Here is an 18245-nt window from a genome sequence, read left to right as displayed (position 1 = left end):
TACTCATTTATTTGTTGTCATCTTTTGAAGCAAAACCGTTAAATTCAGGGTCTAACGTTTTCATGTGCTGAATGATATGCGGCAGTGTCTCTTGATACAGTTCATGCACAAACGGCAGATCTGTGCGGGTTGTTTCATGAATCTGTTTGATTTCATTGATGCTGACGATTCGGTATCCGCTGAAATGATAAAAGATCAGCGGACTGCCATCCTCCAGCACGATCCGGCCATCTTTCCAGGAAAACGTATGCTGCCCATAATTCCAATGCCCAATGTTCACGCCGGGTGTTGTAATGTCACACACATTCGGAAACAGCTCAGACATATAATCCAAATAGCCCTGATCACCGAATTTCCCTTCACCCGGTGCATTTTTGCATTCCTCAAGACAGCGTTCCTTCCACCACTCCAAGCAATCCGTGCCTGCATCATCATGCTTGAAGCTGATAAACCCGGAATTATATCTGCCTAAAAGACGCTGCAGCATGTCAATCTGCTCTTTCTCAAAAGAAGGGATTACAATATCCCCCCGTGAAAGCAGCACCGAGCAGTCCGGCTGGTTTTCAAAAATCGGCGATGGATCTGCATAGAAAAAGAGATCCCCGTCAATATACGTCACACGCTCCAGCTCAGGATTGCTGTTCAGCACAGCTTGCAGAAAGATCGGCTTCATCGTCCAGCAATACTCACTTTGATCTCTAGTTTCCTTCAGCTTCAGCAGCAATTCATTTTCAAGAGCGGCCACCGGCACAAGGTTCAGCTGCTTCATCTTCAGCTTCTGTAACACGCGGTGCGTATCTTCATCCATGCAAAGTATAAAAATGGGACTGTCTTGATCAACTTGCTCTAACGACTTAAACAAAGCTACTGCCTGATATAATCTTCCTTTTGATAAAACGGTGCAATACGCGCTGGTCACAGTCTTGTTCACCTCGTTTCACATTACTTTTTGAAGAATTCCGTATACCACTCAATCGTTTTTTCAAGTCCCTCATCAATAGTGTAGGCCGGTGTCCAATTCAGCAGCTTTCTTGCTTTTTCCGCGGATAAATATTGATGTTTGATTTCATTGCTTCCCTGATTCAGCACCTTAGGTTTCAGATTACTGTTCATTTTCTTTAATATTTTCTCTACCAGTTCAAGTACGGTCAGCTGGATCTCATTGCTGAAGTTAAAGGCCTCTCCGGCAAGATTGTTTTCTTCCATTTTTTCTGCAAGAAGCAGATAAGCCTGAACGGCGTCTTCAATATAGAAGTAGTCCCGTACAAATGTGCCGTCGCTTCGGATTTCCGGCGCTTCCCCGTTCAGCACAAGCTGAATCGTCTGAGGAATGATGCGGTTGAAGTTCAAATCTCCGCCGCCGTATAAGTTTCCGCAGCGCGTAATGCAGACCGGAAGCCCGTACGTGTGAAAATAGGTGTGGCTGATCAGATCTGCGCAGCTTTTTGAGACGTCGTACGGGTGCTTGCCTTGCAGCGGCATGTTTTCATCGTATGGAAGGTTTTCTTGATCGCCGTAAGCTTTATCACTTGAAGCGACAATGACCCGCTTAATTAACGGATGCTTGCGGCAGGCTTCGAGAATATTCCAGGTGCCGAGGATATTCGCTTCAAAGGTAGAAATCGGGTTGCGGTTTGCCACGCCGACAATCGCTTGTGCAGCAAGATGAAAGACTGTGTCGATCTCATACTCGCCAAGCGCGCGTTCAATCACAGCCAAGTCCTCAAGAGAGCCCCGCACGATGTTCATTTTCTTGATATGTTCTCCCTGATAAAGATTGGATTGAGGCACATGATCCCTGACTAGCCCCGTAACGTTTGCGCCCTGTTCGATCAGCTCTTTCACCAAATAGCTTCCTAAAAGACCTGTGCATCCCGTGACAAATACGTTTTTATTTTTCCAGAAACTCAAATCAATTCACCATACCTTCCATACTTGTTGTCCTTGATTCCACATTTTGTTGACTTCTAAGAGATTTTTATACGTATCGATGGCCGTCCAAAATCCGTAATGGCGGTACACAGCAAGCTCCCCATCTTTGGCAAGGTTCTTCAGCGGTTCATCTTCGAACATCGTGTTCCCGTCCTTCGGCAAATAATCGAAAACCTTTGGACTAAGAACGAAGAATCCGCCGTTGATGATTCCATCACTTGATGTCTTCTCAGAAAATGTTTTCGCCATGCCATCCTCAACTGTCAAGGTGCCAAACTGCGAGACTTTGTCAATGCCGGTGACAGTCGCGGCAGCACCTTTTGTCTGATGATAGCTGATGAGATGGAAAAGATTGATATTGGCCAGCCCGTCTCCATAGGTGAGCAGAAATGTTTCATCACCGATATAGTCTTTCGCCTGCAAGATTCTTCCGGCTGTCAGCGTATCTACCCCAGTCTCCAAAAACGTAATTTTCCACGTTTCAGGCTGCCCCAGCATCTGTACCTCTCCCGTAGAGCTGTCGAGTGTCAGGCTGTTGTGCTTCCATTCATAGTCGAGAAAGTATTCCTTGATTTTTTCTCCTTTATAGCCCAAAAGCAGAATAAACTCGTTTACTCCGTAGTACTGATAAATTTTCATAATATGCCATAGAATCGGTTTGCCGCCTATCATGGCGAGCGGTTTAGGAATGTCATTCGTGACTTCACTCATTCTCGTTCCTTTTCCGCCGCAGAGAATGACCGCTTTCATCTCTACCCCTCATCTCTATGAATATTGAGTTCGAAACCTGGTACATCTTCACAATCTATCAAGGCATTTCCCCGATAATTTGTCCGATTTCAATCCGGTTTCAAAATCTACTGTAATGATATGAGAGAAAGCCAGCCTTGGTGACCAAATGGAATCTATTTTTTCAAGTTGGTTGTATAACCAAAAAAAGAGCCTTGAGCGAAGGCAATGCGCCCGCTCAAGGCTCTTTTTCATCTTATTTGATTTCTTTCTCCTTGCCGTAATGATAGTCTGACGGATCAACGGCTTTGAAATCATTTAGTTTATGGAACCTCAGCAAGTCTTTGTACAGGACACTGTCTGAAAGGCTCAGCTGCTGGTTCACTCTTGTTTTCAGATTCTTCGTTTCTTCATTCGCTTTCAGTTTTTCACCTGTCTTCGTATCGTAAATGATATTGTCGACTGATGTGTACTTCGGCGTTACGAAGTCTCCGTTTCTGAATGCCACCGTATCGTCGTGGTCTTTAGAGAATAAATCAGTACCAAAGTTGATATATTTCTGAGAATCAATTCCTTCTAAGTGCAGAAGTGTCGGCATGACGTCAATTTCGCCGCCATACGTATGGTTCACTCCGCCTTTTTTGCCAGGAACGCGGATCATCAGCGGCACACGCTGGTTCTGTGCGTTTTGATAATCTGTGATCTCTTTTCCAAGAATCTCTTTCATCGCTCGGTTATGGTTTTCAGAAATACCGTTATGGTCACCGTAAATCATGATGACTGAGTTGTCATACAGGCCGGCTTCCTTCAGCTCCTTGAAGAATTGCTCAAGCGCTTCGTCAAGGTAACGCGCTGTCTGGAAGTAGCTGTCAACTGTGTTATCGCCTGTTGTCGCTTTTTTAAGAGACGCGTCTTTTTCATCAAGGTTAAACGGATAATGGTTTGTCAATGTAATCAAATGCGCATAAAATGGCTGTTTAAGAGATTCAAGCTTTGGAATCGATTCTGTAAAGAACGGCTTATCCTTAAGCCCCATATTAATCACATTTTCATCTGACATATCATACGTGCTTGCGTCGAAGAACTTGTCATATCCGATATGTTTGTAAATCTGGTCACGGTTCCAGAACGATTTGTAATCACCATGCAGGACGGCGCTTGTATAGCCTTCCTTCTGGTCTAAAATCGCAGGAAGCGACTGGTAGGTGTTTTCGCCTTTCGTCACAAACGCGGAGCCTTCAGGAAGACCGAAGATCGAGTTATCCATTGTCAGCTCGGCATCAGATGTTTTTCCCTGGCCTGTCTGATGGAAGAAGTTATCAAAATACGTCACATCTTCCCCGCCGTGCGCAAGTTTATTTAAGAAAGGCGTCACCTCTTCACCGTTTAGCTTGTAGTCAATCAGGAATGACTGGAAGCTTTCGAGGTGAATTTTAATGATATTTTTGCCTTTGGCAGAGCCGAAGTACTCGGCGTTTGGTTTCGCATAATGAGACGTCGTGTAATTCTCGACACTTGTTAAATCATCGCTGCTTGCATAGGCTCTTTGCGTCTCTGTTTGAGCCGTCTGTACACCGTCATAAATGGTGTAGTTGTATAAACCTAAATATTTCACAATATAATTGCGGTCAAACGTTCTTGTCAGCAGTTGCGGACGGTCTTTTTCCGCATAGTGCAGGTTGATGAAAAACAGTGCGATCCCAGAAAGGATCACTAAAGATGCAAAGCGTTTTTTCATTTTGTATTCTTTTAATTCAGGTCTCCAGATCAATACCGCAATCAAAATGATAATATCTAAGAAATAGAAAATATCATGACCGGCCATGATACTGAAAATCCCGTCTCCCATGTTTCCAACGTTTCCGGACTGTTTAATGTTCGGGAACGTCAAGAAATCGTCAAAGAAACGATAGAATAAAATATTTGCATATAACACAAATGTCATCAAGAAATCGATAATCAGCATAATAATGGCTGATTTACGCCCTTTCGCCAGCAAAGCCAGTCCTAAAAAGAAGACGGCGCTTGAGAATGGGTTAAATATCAGGAGGATCTCCTGAGTTGTGCCTTTTACCCCAAGATTAAACTCAGTCTTGTAGGATAAATACGTTTTTGCCCAAAACAGTATAACAGCCAGCACAAAAAAGCTAAGTTTGTAAGAAAAAAGTTTCTTCATGGCAACCTCTACTTTCTTAAACACTTTAAGTTCTTCATTCATATTTACCTGCTCTTTATATCCTGCCTTCCAATTCCTTCTTTCCAAACAAAATCAAGGCATCACACAACAATAAATACACCGCGGCAAGCCGGAATATTTATGTTTCGCACCATATCATTTTTATTACAACCATTTGGAAACCAATCACTGGACGAAAGAAACCTTCATTTCGTTTCACATTTTTTTCTCGGAAATAAAAAAAGGATTTCTTTTGTCATGTGTGCCTTTGAAAAAAGAAATAGATACCGAGTATAAGAATAACATAAACTAGCAAAAACGAAAAATAGGTTTTGCAGACAGCCCGCCCTTCCGGCGGACTGAAGTTATTGTATGCATCAATGTTTAGCGCGATCACCATTTTTTCGAAAGGACTAAAAAGACTGGATGTCTCCAGTCTTCTTTATCTATATCCCTGCCCAGACATCCTTAGCGTACATACCGGTATCCTGCAGATGTCTCAGCCAGTTTTGCGCTTCTTGTTCCCCGGTTCCATGGACAGCCTGATACGCTTTTTGAAGTGCCGCCTCCACATCCGGGGCCATTTTGCTGCCATCACCGCATACATAAAGCCTGCCACCGCGGTCAAGGATTGATATTAATGTATCTGCTTGGTCAGCCATGAGATGCTGGACATATGTTTTCGGCATGCCCTCTTTTCGGGAAAAGGCTGTGTGGACAGTGACGATTCCGTCTTTTTCAAACCGCTCAAGCTCATCTCGGTAAATAAAATCCCGATCGTTCCTGCATCCAAAATAGAGATGAGCCTCACCGAGCGTTTTGCCCTCCCGCTTTAAAACATCGCGGGCTTGAAGGAAACCGCGAAATGGCGCGACTCCCGTGCCTGGCCCGACCATAATAATTGGCGTTTCAGGGTCTTTCGGAAGCTGAAACCGGGATTCCGGTGTGCGGATAAACATCACGACATCATCACCGGCTTGACGCTCAGCTAAATCATTTGATGCCACACCCCTGTATTCGCCACGGCCGCTCCACGCCGGGCCGCGCACGACACCGACTGTGATCGATGCTTGCCGCGGATTCACTCTTGGAGAGCTTGAAATCGAATAATATCTCGGTTTTAACGGCCGTAAAAGCTCTAAAAATCGTTCAAACGGCATGTCGCACGCTTCATACTTTTCAAGCAAATCCAGCATGGAAATTCGTTTTTTCAATATTTGCTCCTGATAAACACCCTCTGCTGACAGTTCTTCTAATTCGCGCCTATGCGGCGGACACACTGTAAATGCCGCCAGTTCACGTATTTGCGCTCTTGTGGCTGCTTCCTGCACCTCGACGCTGTAGCTGAGAAGATCATGCAGGCTGACAGGACGGCCCAATGGCAGATGCCCCGCACTGCGGCCGCTTGCCGACAATGTCACTTGGTCGGTTCCCTTCAAACCGAATCTGTGAAGAATCCGGCTGACATTGGTTTGGCTGTTTTTTGGCAATACGCCAAGATGGTCGCCCTCTTGATATTCAACATCCGGCGGCAATGCGATTTCGATATGGCGGGTGCTTCGATCGCTGTCCGCAGACTGAAGTTCACGATTTTCAGCAATGGATGCGTGAGAGGCTTCGTACGATCTAGCCAGCGGAGACTCGCCCAGCCCTCTGACAAACTGAAGGCTCAGCGTGCTTCGTTCCTTATCGGCGTTTTCATTAAGCTCCAGTCCGAATGCCTTAATGGCGTCTGCCCACATGCTTTTTTTCCACTCGTCAAGCTGCCCTTCAAAATCACCGCTCACATCCCCTTCCCCGCGCGCAGAAAACCGAGTCGCGCCTTTCTCCGCAAGCTGCTCATCAATGAATCTCGGCACGTATTGATACGTGCTCGCCCAGTTGTGGTCGCCGCAGCCAAATACCGCGTAATGGACGCCCTCAAGCTCACCCGGTTTGATTTCTTGAAGCCACTGCACGAACTGTCCGGCATTGCTTGGCGGTTTTCCATTATAAGACGAGGTCACAATGACAACCGCTCCCTCTTTCGGCAGCTTTCCAATCCGGTCGTTCAGAGGTGCTGTCTCTGTCCTTACGCCGTGAAGACTGGCAGTATCAGCAAGCTCCCGGGCGACGCCTTCTGCGGTGCCGGTATCTGAGCCGTACAGCACGAGAAGCGGGCGGTTGTTAAGACCGATGACCGATGTGCCCTTTGCTTCCGTTTTCTCCTTTTGCTCATCAGACGCGGCTTTTTCAACTGCCTGAACGTCTGCATGAATGGCATCCTGATTACGGCTTTGAACCCTGATGTGAAAATCGCCCGGCTTAAGTGTTAAGGTTTGTTTGATATCAAGCTCATAATTCTCATGATCAATCAGTGTGAAATATTTTAGAATCATGCCTAACACAAGTGTGGCTTCATGAAGGGCAAACTGCATGCCGATACAGGCCCGTTGTCCATTTCCGAATGGTTTGTACGCATGATGAGGCACTTGGTCCTGATGCTCAAACCGTTCCGGCCGAAATTCTTCTGCGTCCTTTCCCCAAGCGTCTCGATCACGATGAAGCTGCGGAATCAGCACAGAAATTCTGTCATTCGTCGTGATCGGAAATTTTCCGCCAATGACTGTGTCTTCTTTTGGATAAAGGCTAAAAGCCGGAGCTGTCGGCCATAAGCGCAGTGATTCATTTAAAATCATCCGTATGTATGTAAGCTCCAGCACTTGTTTATAGGTCGGCGCTGCATCCGTCAGCACCCGATCGACCTCTTCATACGCCTTTTTCAGTTTGTCAGGATGCTTCAATAAAAAATAAGTCGCAAAGGAAAGCAGGCCGCTCGTTGTTTCATGGCCGGCAATCAAAAACGTAATGATTTGAAAGCGGATATTTTCGTCGTCGAGCTTTTCACCCGTTTCCGGATCTTCCACATTCAGCATGCGGGCGAGCAAATCTTTTTCATCCTGGTCTCCATTCGCCCTGCGCTCTGCAATAATGCTGTCGACTAACGAAAACATCGTTTGAATATCATGGCGGAATTGCCGCTTTGTTCTGACCATAAGCTTATCTTGAACATCAAGCCGCTGCATTTGATGCATCGCTTCATCAAGCGCCCGCACCATACTGTTGATAAACGGGTGGGGCGTTTCTCTGTAGTAACTGTTAAAGCGGTAGTTAAACCCGCATAGCCCAATGGTGTCGAGCGTCAGCCGGGTCATATCTCCCGGGACATCGACTGCTTCATTCGGATTGAGCCTTGCCCATTTTTGAATGAGCTGAACAGCGATATCAACCATTTTCTCATGATAGTCCTTCATGGCCCGCTGGCTGAACGTCGGCATCAGAATGTTGTGCGCTTTTCTCCAGTTAGGCTCATGCGTCCAGCTCGTAAACAATCCGTCACCGGAAAACGCGCGGACCTTTTCCAAGGCGCCTTCAATGCTTTTATCAAACCGTTCTTCATCACAAACCTCTTTCACCAATTCGTGGCCGGACACTACAATGGTCGTGCCCGCGGGTGTATGGATTTGAAAAATCGGGCCCTGTTCTTCCGCCAGTTTGATCAGCGAAAGCGTCGGCTTGTCTTTATCGATTAAAGGCAAATTGCCGAGCGGCCCAAACGTCTTCGGCTGAGGAATCGGGCTTGTTTCCTTCATCGAACCATTCCTTTCCGTATGAGATGCCTTCTATTTGACTACATTTCCCTTTCATGGTCATGATTATTCCGTTCTCCCAATTGACGCATGATCGCTGTTTTTTCTATACTTGAGAAGCTGTACAATACGCGAATAAGGTGAGTTTATATATGGATTTTGAAATTCGGTTTTTATCCTTTTATGTCATACAGGTGGAAGGCAAAGATGAGCAGGCGAACAAGCAGTTCAAGCACTTCCAGACCCTTGATACGAGTGAATTTGAAGAAAGCGAGCTGAAGGACTTTCTCGACGGGGAACTGAAAAAAATCGTCAAACGGAAAGCAGAACGTCATCCGCAGTCTGAGCAGGTGCCGACGAAAATCGGCCATTTTATCGTCGAGCCCGGCCACGAGCTTGATTCCAACCCAAACTACAACATGTTCAACCGCGCGCGTCTGGCGGAAACAAAAGAAGACTTCAATGAGCTGAGTGAGCAGTTCGTCCGCACGTACCTCGACACAAGCGCAGTCCGCGGCGGCGTGTTTCTCGTCGCTTCAGCCGTGCCGAGAAAATACTTTGACGAGTCATTTGTCTTCATTATGAAATGTGACTTTGAGCCGAAGGTCGCCCGCATCTCTGACGCGTCTTCTCTCATTAAAAAAGTCGAAATGGCGATCACGACAAAAAACATGAAAAGCATCCAATACCCGTACATGCCAGAGGAAGGAATGGTCGAGGAAGGTGAACTGAAAATCCACCAGGCCTCGCACGCCCGCTATTTTGAGGACTTTCTGAAATTCGTCGAGTACAGAGAATCGATGCCGGAAATCATGAAAAATCAGGTCATGAACATGGTACAAGAGCACGTCTACGAGACATTTGAAGACAACAGCGAAGAACTGAAGCAGTTCGAGCACGACATTGAAATTTGGGAAGCAAGCGAAAAACGGGAAATCCAAGAGCGCCTCGACACCCATCAAGTCATCGAAGCCTCCGCCCAAATCATCGAGCACACGCCAGAGGCCCAGCTGAAAATGAAAGTCGGAGAAACAGAGATTAAGGGATTGCTAGCGGATTTTGGCGATTCTATTCATCTCGCAAAAGTAAACGGGCGCTATGTCGCGCTGATTGAAGCCGAGACGATTTCGTTTGAGAAAGGCAGTTCACCGGTGGAGTTTTATAAGCCTGAGGGTTTGAGGGAGATTGTAGAAAGAATAAGCAAAAAAAATTTAGGAGATTGAAACTAAACAGAACATTATGAGTATATCTTTACATTGAGCAATACTTGATGTGGATCACGGATTTTGTTTTTAGGAAAGGTATTACAATTCGTAAGTTTAAATGAGATTGTCACAAATAAAGAAGGAGTTTGAAAAAACTGGGCTCCTTCTTTATGTCGGATTCGATTCAATTAAATAAAGTAAATGCTTATATTAGCAAACTAATAGAAATCTTTATTCCTCGTCAAAATAACTAAAATCAATTTTCTTCACAAAAAACTTTTCTTTAATATTAACTCCAATATCATAATCAATCATAAGTTTTGCAAGAGTCTCACCGTCAATAAGAACAATTTTCTTGCTTTGCAATCGTTCTGCATACTCGATTGCATTTTTCGTAAAGTATGAAGTTGTAATAAAAACTCCCTTCTTAGCTCCCATATCATCAAGTGCACCAGAGAAACTTTGAACCAATTCTCTTCCAATAGGGTTATCCCAACGTTTCGCTTGGAGATATATATTATCTAATCCTAATTTATCTTCTTTTATAATACCGTCAATTCCGCCGTCATTTGTTTTACCGGTAATTTTACCGTCACCATAACCCATAGCTACTAGTAATTCAACAATAATGTATTCAAGTTTTTTCCAATGGGCTTTTTTAATTTTTTGAATAATTGATTTTGCCAGTTCTTTTCTAATATCATCAAACTTTTCTGTCATTACTTCAAATGGATCTTTTACTTCCTCCATATCTTCAATTTCTTCTTGAATTTCATTACGATTGTCGTTTATCAATGATAACCCTTCTTGGGTTATTTGGTAGGTTGATTGACTTATTTCCTCTATGTAATTGGATTTTTTTAATCCATACCTTACTTGTCTTATCCTAGTTATAAAAATAGAATCTTTACTATTCTCGTAAGAACGCGATCTTTGTTCTTCGGTTAACATAAAATATTTAGTTAACTCCTCGTTTATATAGCTTGAAGTATAGGGCTTTTTGTCTCTAATTACAAGCAAAAAGGGAATCATAATGTCTCTTGATAAGGGTATATCATTCGGGTTAGAATTTACATTCTTAGTTATTTCATTAACTTCGTAAATATCCTTGGGCAGTCCTTTTTCTACGATTAATTTTAAAATTTCCTTTTGAGTTAGACCACTTTCACTGAGCTGTTTTATAATTTTTAAAACCTTTATTGAACTTTCATTATATAAAATACTATTTCCATTCTTAGTTTGTGGAATATAGTCACTAAAGTAATTAATCCACCTTCTCCCGCCACTCTCTGACCAACCGACAGCTTCTGACAACTTTCTTTTTGATATTAAATTCAACGTTATAGCCCCCTACAATCCCTGAATTTCAACATTTTTAAAGTTAATCCTTCTAAGTATAACGAACACGTCAGTGCGTGTGTTTGTAACACAGTACATCTATAGTCTACTTAAAGCTTAGATATTATTTTTTATATGATAAATTTTGTAATCTTACATGAATTATACTACAATTGAAAAAAATAGTTTATATACTAATTAGTTATAGAAGAAAATATAAAAGCCAAGTTATCTGGACTTTTACTATTTAATATCCTTCCCTCAACACCGCATAGCACTCCCCAATCAGTTCTTCCGCTCCCGGCTCTCCTTTCAGCCTGCGGCGGACGATTTCAGATGATAGGTTCTGGACTTTGAGCGCTCGTGGGGCTCTTCTTTTATAGTACGCCTGTAATGCTGTTTCGTGGTCGGCGTGGTTTTGGAGTTCTTCGGCGAGGACGATGGCATCCTCGATCGCCATTGCCGCTCCTTGTGCCAGGGTTGGCGCACCGGCGTGGGCGGCGTCTCCGCCGATGATGACGGGTCTTCGTACCATGGCTCCAGCACTGTGACCTGCTCCAGCGTATTTAAAATGATAGGATACTCATAAACACTCCATCTGCCCTTTTTATGTATGGAAAAAAAGCGCCTATCCAAAGACAGGCGCTTTTTCATTAATCATCACTGCTCAAAATGCCGAAGAAGCGGAGCAGGTTGATGAACAAGTTGATAAAGTCTAGGTACAGCGATAACGCCATAACCGGAATCAAGTCTTCCGTAATGTGGCGGTGTTTGATTTGATTCAAATCATACAAAATGTAAAGGGAAAAGACGATGGTTCCGATCACGGAATACGCCATCATCGCCGCTGAGTTTAACGGGCTGAAAATGTTGAAAATCCCTACCACAACGAGGGCGAGCACCGCTACCAGCAGAAAGGACCACAGGAAGGATAAATCCTTCTTCATTTTTGCTCCGATTGTGCCTAAGACGGCAAAAATGACAAATGTAGAGCCAAAGGCTTCAAGCACGACATAGGCGCCGGCGATGGAAGCGTAATGGCTGACGATCGGAAATAAGGTAATGCCGGAAACGAACGCGAATGTATATACAAACGCATACCCGACCGCTTTTCTTCTGCGCATCCAGAAGGCCAGAATAATCATCGCCACTTCAAGAATAGATAGCGGCAGCATCAAAGCGACAGGAACAAATTGGCCGATAAAAAGGCCGACAGTCGCGATCAGCAATGTGAAGACAAAGACTGTCAAAATGCGTTGCATGATCGATTGCTTACTCTCGTGAACCGTAGCTTGCATGTCAAAAATCCTCCTAAAAAATGATCTTAAAGGTCTATTATATAAAAATTGGATGAAATATGTATATGTTTTAAGGAGAATTTAATGAAAACAAACGCCCTTTACATTATCATTTTGATTCTTTCCTTTTCAGCGAAAAACGGTGCTTTTCTATTTTCTCAATTTGGGTAATCTGAGAATCATGAACCGTAATCTGAACTGTGCCGAAATCGAGTGTTTCCAGCGAGCTGATGATTTTTTCAATCACTTCCGGATCAATCGTTGATTTTGAAACCAAAAGACCTTCCCCCCTGTTGAATAGGTTTTAATTCATAGTATTCTTATAAGAATTATAATATTATGTTTTTTTCGATAAATCAATGGTGATTTCTGTTCAAATCAAAAAGGCATATGATCACCCGGTGACGGACACTCATATGCCTGGAAACTTCCTATTTGTTTTCTTCCAATTCCTCAACAATACAGCGGACACCCATGTTTTCTAATGCCTGCTTCAGCGTGCCGTACGTTTCATATTCACTAAAATCAAGCCCCAATTGAATCGATGTTTGGGCCACATCAGGGCGAATCCCTGAAAATACGGCTTTGACGCCTAATAAGAAAAGTGTTTTAGACAGGTTGTACAATTGCTGAGCCACCATGGTATCCACAATCGGAACACCCGAAAGATCAACGACGAGGCTTGTGATTTTTCTCTCGACACAGCGGACCGGCACTGTTTCTAAAATGACTTGTGCCCGTTTTGTATCAATTGAGCCGATAAGCGGCAATATCCCGATTCCATCGGCAATGGAAATAACCGGGCAGCCAAGCTCTGAGATCAATTCCTGCTGAGATGTGAGCCTCATCAGCATGAATTTTTGGTACTGCTCGGAGAATTCAATAATCAGCTTATCGAACGACTGATTCACAATGCGGTTCCATCGGTCTGCATCCTCATTTGTCACAATCTCCTGATTCTCTTTTATAAATGTGACGACTGCGTCCCAGAATGAGATTCTTGAATTGGATATGGCTTCTACGACCTCATGAACTTGAACATCCTGCTCTACCCTGTTTTTCGCAACGTTTTGCGCCCATTTTGTCATGTTTTCTTGAAAATCGGTTTGATCCTCCAGAAATGCGCTTGCGATTGTTATATTGGTAAATGTATGCTGCTCGGTTAAAAGTGTTTTCGTTTCTTCACTTAAATGGCTGGCGGAATATAGCTCGCCTTTTAGCTGGCAACGCAAACTGAACCATTTCTCAGTAATATCCGCAGTGTTGTCTATGATATATTGATATAATAATTGATCGATATTCACGGTCTGTCTCCTTTTTCGTAATAGAAGCACTTTCATTATAAAATGATAAATCGGAATTGTGAATAAGACTAGAGAAAAATCAAATGATTCTGCTCTCTGAGAGCATTCCTGCTTCATATCCTTAGGCGAATGCACCAATAAGAGTCCGCCCGCATAAACTGCAATGTACAGTTTACAATGAGAAAGGACGTTATCACATGTATTATGTTGATCCTTATATGTTTGCGGGGCATTTTTATGAGCCTTGGCCTGCTTTTGAATATGAATACCGATATCCATGGCCTGGCATTGGCAGCGGCGCTGTTCCGGGCTTCGGCGGCGGCTCCGGCCCTGGCATTGGCGGTGGCGCTGTTCCAGGCTTTGGCGGCGGCTCCGGCCCTGGTATTGGCAGCGGTGCCAGCCCAGGCTTCGACGGTGCGCCGCAGGGACCTCCTCCTTCCCAAATACCAGCGAAACCCCCAAAACCGCAGGGTTCTCAAGGAGCCGTTTTGTTAGTTGAACCAATCACCATTCGTCCTTGCCTTTTCCGATTTACCTATGTCTGGTTAACCAATGGCCGCTCATTTTGGTTTTACCCGATCATCCTTGGCAGAAGATCCGTCGGCGGCTTTTATTGGGATTCCTCACGGCGCCGCTGGGTTTATTTCGCCTTAGACACAAATCACATCGATGTTGTGAGCTGCTCATTTTAATAATCAGCCGGTTTCCCGGCTGATTTTTTTATGTTACTTCGTCCGTAAACAGGTTATAGTATTATTATCTTTTCAACTTGGAGGTTTCCCTATGATCAAACAAATTGGCACTGTTGCTGTATATGTCGAGGACCAGCAGAAAGCGAAGCAATTTTGGACAGAGAAGGTAGGCTTTGATATTGCAGCGGACCACCCAATGGGACCTGAAGCAAGCTGGCTGGAGGTTGCGCCAAAAGGAGCCGAGACTCGTTTAGTCATTTACCCGAAAGCCATGATGAAAGGCTCAGAGCAAATGAAGGCTTCTATTGTGTTTGAATGCGAAGACATCTTTGGTACATACGAGAAAATGAAGACAAATGGTGTAGAATTTCTCGGTGAGCCCAATCAAATGGAGTGGGGCACCTTCGTTCAATTTAAGGACGAAGACGGAAATGTGTTTTTATTAAAAGAATAAACTGTTGCGCACGGCGGTTCGATTCCGCCCTGCGCTTTCTTTGACAATGAGAATGAATTTCATTTACAATTATTCATATGTGAGAATGATTGGAGTGAGACAAATGTTTGTACAGTTGAGAAAAATGACGGTTAAAGAAGGCTTTGCAGATAAAGTCATAGAACGTTTCAGCGCTGAAGGAATCATTGAAAAACAAGAAGGTTTAATTGATGTGACAGTGCTTGAGAAAAATGTGCGCCGCGGTGATGAAGAAGTTGTTGTCATGATTCGCTGGGAATCAGAGGATCGCTGGAAGCAATGGGAAAAAAGCGATGCGCATATCGCTGGCCATAAAGCAAACAAAGGCAAACCAAAGCCTGACTATCTGATCAGCACTGAAGTGAGCATGTACCATGTACGTGCTGTCAAACAAGGGACATACAATCAATAAAAAGCTTGCGCCTTGCTGCAAGCTTTTTTCTAAGAGTCATGTTGATCTGCTTTGTTCGTATGTTACGGTATACAGCGGCTTATTTTTATGCCATTCTGCAAATAACACGTCCTCCGTCTTATCAATGTTCTTCTTTTTCAATTCTTGCTTCAGCCACTGTTCATCCACACCTGCTTCCTTCAGATTATCCCGGACAATCTCTCCATCTATGATTAAAGTGATCGGCAGGGAAACAGACTTCGAAGGAATCTGCAAATCCTTATTGGTCGGTTTGTCAAAGTCGGATTTTGGAAGCACACTGACCATCCCGTTTGTTTCCAAAATCGCATATTCTACTTCTTGAATCGAAAAGCTCCCCGCTTGCCTCAAAAGGCTTTGCAGCTGGTTAATGTCCATCTTATTTTTCTTCAATACTTTATATTGAAGCTCCCCTTTGCGGATGACGATATTCGGCTCGCCCTCCAAGAACTTTCGCGATGATTTCATTTTTTGCGTGATAAATTCAATAATATAAATCAGCACGCCCCACAATAGCGAAGCAAAAATAATTTCTTTGATTTTGATTTCATGATCGTAAACGGCATTTCCGACCAATTCTCCTAAAATTAAAGCAGAGATAAAGTCAAACGGCGTAATTTGAGAAAATTGGGTTTTCCCGAGAAGCTTTAAGATGATAAATAAAATGCCTAAACCGCAGACCAGTTCTACCGCAACACTTAAATAATTTCCCATATTGATAGCACCTACTTCTTGATAATACTATCAGTATGGTCAATGCTTTCCTTTCTAAACCGGAAAAACTCCGCTCAACGTTGCATGATGCATTGGAGCATGTCATTGAAAAGCTGCTCTGCATCACTGCGGTCAATCTTGACAAGCGGGTCATTGAGGAAGGCTTGAAACGCGAGGCCAGTGTCCTTTGTTAAACCTGCTTCCGCCACTGCCTCCTGATTGGATATATGCCTAGCCGCCAGCATTTCCACACCTTTCGGAAGCGCTCCGGACAAAATCGGCTGGACACGGTTCCTTGTGATGAATGCGTTTGTTTCGACAATGGCTTGTATAGGAAGGTTTGAGACCTGGCCTTGATTCGGCATATTTACATTTGTGACGAGTTCACCCAATCCGAGAAGAGCCGCTATGATATTCACGCCTTCTTCTCCCGAAGCTTTCTCAGCAACGCCTCGTTGTTGCACGATCAACCGTTCTGTTTCTTGTCGTTTCTCAGCTCTGTCTTGTTTTCTGAATGATATAGGTGTGAGATGAAATTTCCATACTTCAGGCTGTTTGAGGTATGGGCCGGGAAGAAACTCTGCCAGATGCCTGTCTCCCGCAGCAGGGATGGCGCCATACGTTTCAAATAAATCAAACGCAACACGGTGTGCCGAACAAAAGACGCTGTCCCTCCAGCTTTCCCCCTCCAGCTCATATCCTCCTGATTCCCCATAGTGCGCGCTGAATTCACGGAATATAGGCAGCAGGTCAATATGGCGGTAAGAGGCTTTTGTGATCCATGTAAAATGGTTAATGCCGAGCACATTAACGCGGATATCTTCACGCCGCGGCACCTCAATCCCCAGCCTTTCCGTGACCATTTCCGCCAATAACTTTTGCGTCCCGAATACCTCGTGGCAGCAGCCAATCGCTTTGATGCCGGGAAACACTTTATACAGCACTCTTGTACAGACAGACATCGGGTTTGTATAATTAATGACCCATGATTCAGGTGCGTAGTCTCTTATTGCCCGGGCAATTTCCGCAAATATCGGCACAGCACGCAAGCCCCTGATGATCCCTCCAGGCCCGACAGTATCACCTACAGACTGATAAATACCGCAGCGCTCAGGCAAGTGGACATCGACTTCCATATCATCCAGTGATCCCGGCAAAATGGAAATAATGACGATATCCGCGGCTGATAACGCCTTTTTCAAAGTAGAAACAGCCTCATATCTCCATTTGCCGTTCCCGCTGTGATTGCCGATCACTTCATTTTTCTGAGCGGCTTCAAAATCAAGATCATAGAGCGCCACCGTGCCTGACATCCTTTCATCAATCGACAAATCACTCATCAGGCTTCTGGCCCAGCCTTGGGACCCCCCGCCGATATAGGCAATCTTAATCTGATCTAATGTACTGATATGAAACACTCCCTTTCTCAGCCTTTCACCGAACCGATCAGCATTCCTTTTGCAAAGTGTTTTTGTAAAAATGGATAGACCGCCAAAATCGGCAGCGTCGCAATGACAATGACAGCGAGTTTAATTCCCTGCTCCGGCGGAACGGCATTTTGCATCGTATCGCCATTGGTCGCCGTTAAATCCGATAAAATCGTGACTTGGCGAAGCACCATTTGCAGCGGCCATTTTGCACTGTCATTGATATATAAGAGAGCGTGGAAGAAATCATTCCAAATCCCGACCGCATAAAACAGCGCAAAGGTCGCAATAACCGGCTTTGACAGGGGCAGGGCGATCCGCCAGAAGACGCCGATTTCGGAACAGCCGTCAATTTTTGCTGATTCCTCCAGCTCGCGCGGCAGCTGCTGAAAGAAGTTTTTGATAATAATAAGGTTGAACGGATTAATCGCCATCGGCAGAATCAATGCCCAATACGTATCCAAAAGGCCAAGTGATTTTACGACAAGATACGTCGGAATCATGCCGCCTGAAAACAGCATGGAGAAAATCACCAGATTCAACAGCAGATTCCGTCCCTTCACATGCCGCTTCGCCAGCGGATACGCCATCGTGAAGGTGAAAAACAGCTGTACAGCCGTCCCAACCACCGTGATGAAGATGGACACGCCCATGCTTCGAAGGAACGTCGGTGTCGAAAACACATACTTGTAAGCATCAAGTGTAAAGGTTTTCGGGAAAATAAAGAAGCTCCGCTGGGCGAGTTCCGCTTCTGTCGCAAAGGAACCGGCGATAATATATAAAAACGGCAAAATGGTAATCGCGCCGACACCGCCGAGAAACAGAATGTTGCAGACGTCAAACACCCGTCCGGCTTTGGTGTTGTGCATCGTGTGAATTTCAGCCATACCTCTCCCTCC

Annotated in this window: 16 protein-coding genes and 1 pseudogene; 4 read left to right on the top strand and 13 right to left on the bottom strand. The window is 44.5% G+C overall.

Translation table 11 applies throughout. The annotated features are described in order from the left end of the window. Positions 1 to 7 precede the first annotated feature (7 nt). The 5 genes from NSQ16_RS03895 to cypD form a co-directional block, all read right to left on the bottom strand. A complete protein-coding gene (locus NSQ16_RS03895; protein ID WP_017695588.1) occupies positions 8 to 919 on the bottom strand; it encodes a putative nucleotide-diphospho-sugar transferase in 912 nt (303 codons plus the stop codon). Between the two features lie 23 nt (positions 920 to 942). Further along, positions 943 to 1911 (bottom strand): GDP-mannose 4,6-dehydratase, encoded by a 969-nt coding sequence (locus NSQ16_RS03890; protein ID WP_003244102.1) that lies wholly within the window; start codon positions 1909 to 1911, stop codon positions 943 to 945. Between the two features lie 6 nt (positions 1912 to 1917). Further along, positions 1918 to 2682: a glucose-1-phosphate cytidylyltransferase gene (locus NSQ16_RS03885; RefSeq protein WP_003244408.1), complete on the bottom strand. Its 765-nt coding sequence runs from the start codon at positions 2680 to 2682 to the stop codon at positions 1918 to 1920. A gap of 235 nt (positions 2683 to 2917) precedes the next feature. Continuing rightward, positions 2918 to 4837 carry a lipoteichoic acid synthase LtaS1 gene (ltaS1, locus tag NSQ16_RS03880; protein WP_003243930.1) on the bottom strand — a complete coding sequence of 640 codons (1920 nt, stop codon included), beginning with the start codon at positions 4835 to 4837 and terminating at the stop codon, positions 2918 to 2920. Between the two features lie 446 nt (positions 4838 to 5283). Beyond that, the gene (cypD, locus tag NSQ16_RS03875; protein ID WP_003233791.1) at positions 5284 to 8469 is read right to left on the bottom strand and encodes a bifunctional P-450/NADPH--P450 reductase; all 3186 of its coding nucleotides are present in this window, start codon (positions 8467 to 8469) and stop codon (positions 5284 to 5286) included. Between the two features lie 149 nt (positions 8470 to 8618). Here cypD and NSQ16_RS03870 point away from each other — a divergent pair, with 149 nt between their 5' ends. Beyond that, the gene (locus NSQ16_RS03870; RefSeq protein ID WP_230488064.1) at positions 8619 to 9689 is read left to right on the top strand and encodes a DUF3900 domain-containing protein; all 1071 of its coding nucleotides are present in this window, start codon (positions 8619 to 8621) and stop codon (positions 9687 to 9689) included. Positions 9690 to 9902: 213 nt separating this feature from the next. Here the strand turns inward: NSQ16_RS03870 and NSQ16_RS03865 are convergent, their stop codons facing one another. The 5 genes and pseudogenes from NSQ16_RS03865 to NSQ16_RS03845 form a co-directional block, all read right to left on the bottom strand. After that, on the bottom strand, positions 9903 to 11009 hold the full coding sequence (locus tag NSQ16_RS03865) for a restriction endonuclease (protein WP_080480836.1): 1107 nt from the start codon (positions 11007 to 11009) through the stop codon (positions 9903 to 9905). 247 nt (positions 11010 to 11256) lie between these two features. Beyond that, positions 11257 to 11594 (bottom strand): annotated as a pseudogene (locus NSQ16_RS03860) (FAD-dependent monooxygenase); the annotation flags it as partial. Between the two features lie 68 nt (positions 11595 to 11662). After that, the gene (locus NSQ16_RS03855) at positions 11663 to 12307 is read right to left on the bottom strand and encodes a Bax inhibitor-1 family protein (protein WP_041056996.1); all 645 of its coding nucleotides are present in this window, start codon (positions 12305 to 12307) and stop codon (positions 11663 to 11665) included. Between the two features lie 109 nt (positions 12308 to 12416). Further along, positions 12417 to 12584 (bottom strand): YezD family protein, encoded by a 168-nt coding sequence (locus tag NSQ16_RS03850; RefSeq protein ID WP_003244522.1) that lies wholly within the window; start codon positions 12582 to 12584, stop codon positions 12417 to 12419. Between the two features lie 154 nt (positions 12585 to 12738). After that, positions 12739 to 13611, bottom strand: coding sequence for an STAS domain-containing protein (locus NSQ16_RS03845; protein ID WP_029317447.1), 873 nt, complete (start codon positions 13609 to 13611; stop codon positions 12739 to 12741). 197 nt (positions 13612 to 13808) lie between these two features. Between NSQ16_RS03845 and NSQ16_RS03840 the strand changes: the two genes are divergently transcribed. From NSQ16_RS03840 to hmoA, 3 genes are all read left to right on the top strand, one after another. After that, complete coding sequence (locus NSQ16_RS03840; RefSeq protein ID WP_160221423.1) at positions 13809 to 14303, top strand: hypothetical protein; 495 nt, start codon at positions 13809 to 13811, stop codon at positions 14301 to 14303. A 91-nt stretch (positions 14304 to 14394) separates the two neighbouring features. Continuing rightward, entirely contained in the window at positions 14395 to 14757 is a 363-nt protein-coding gene (locus NSQ16_RS03835; protein ID WP_003233803.1) for a VOC family protein, read from the top strand. Between the two features lie 103 nt (positions 14758 to 14860). After that, positions 14861 to 15187, top strand: coding sequence for a heme-degrading oxygenase HmoA (gene hmoA / locus NSQ16_RS03830; RefSeq protein WP_014479126.1), 327 nt, complete (start codon positions 14861 to 14863; stop codon positions 15185 to 15187). Between the two features lie 36 nt (positions 15188 to 15223). Here hmoA and NSQ16_RS03825 read toward each other — a convergent pair whose 3' ends face one another. From NSQ16_RS03825 to NSQ16_RS03815, 3 genes are all read right to left on the bottom strand, one after another. Then, the gene (locus tag NSQ16_RS03825; RefSeq protein ID WP_014479125.1) at positions 15224 to 15919 is read right to left on the bottom strand and encodes a DUF421 domain-containing protein; all 696 of its coding nucleotides are present in this window, start codon (positions 15917 to 15919) and stop codon (positions 15224 to 15226) included. Between the two features lie 74 nt (positions 15920 to 15993). Then, on the bottom strand, positions 15994 to 17337 hold the full coding sequence (gene lplD / locus NSQ16_RS03820; RefSeq protein ID WP_217024733.1) for an alpha-galacturonidase LplD: 1344 nt from the start codon (positions 17335 to 17337) through the stop codon (positions 15994 to 15996). Between the two features lie 8 nt (positions 17338 to 17345). Then, complete coding sequence (locus NSQ16_RS03815) at positions 17346 to 18233, bottom strand: carbohydrate ABC transporter permease (RefSeq protein WP_003242715.1); 888 nt, start codon at positions 18231 to 18233, stop codon at positions 17346 to 17348. Positions 18234 to 18245: the final 12 nt, after the last annotated feature.

The sequence above is a fragment of the Bacillus sp. PS108 genome, assembly GCF_037963335.1.
Lineage (GTDB): Bacteria > Bacillota > Bacilli > Bacillales > Bacillaceae > Bacillus > Bacillus subtilis.
Note: the sequence above shows the minus strand (reverse complement) of the source record. Positions and strands in the feature narration are given on the sequence as shown.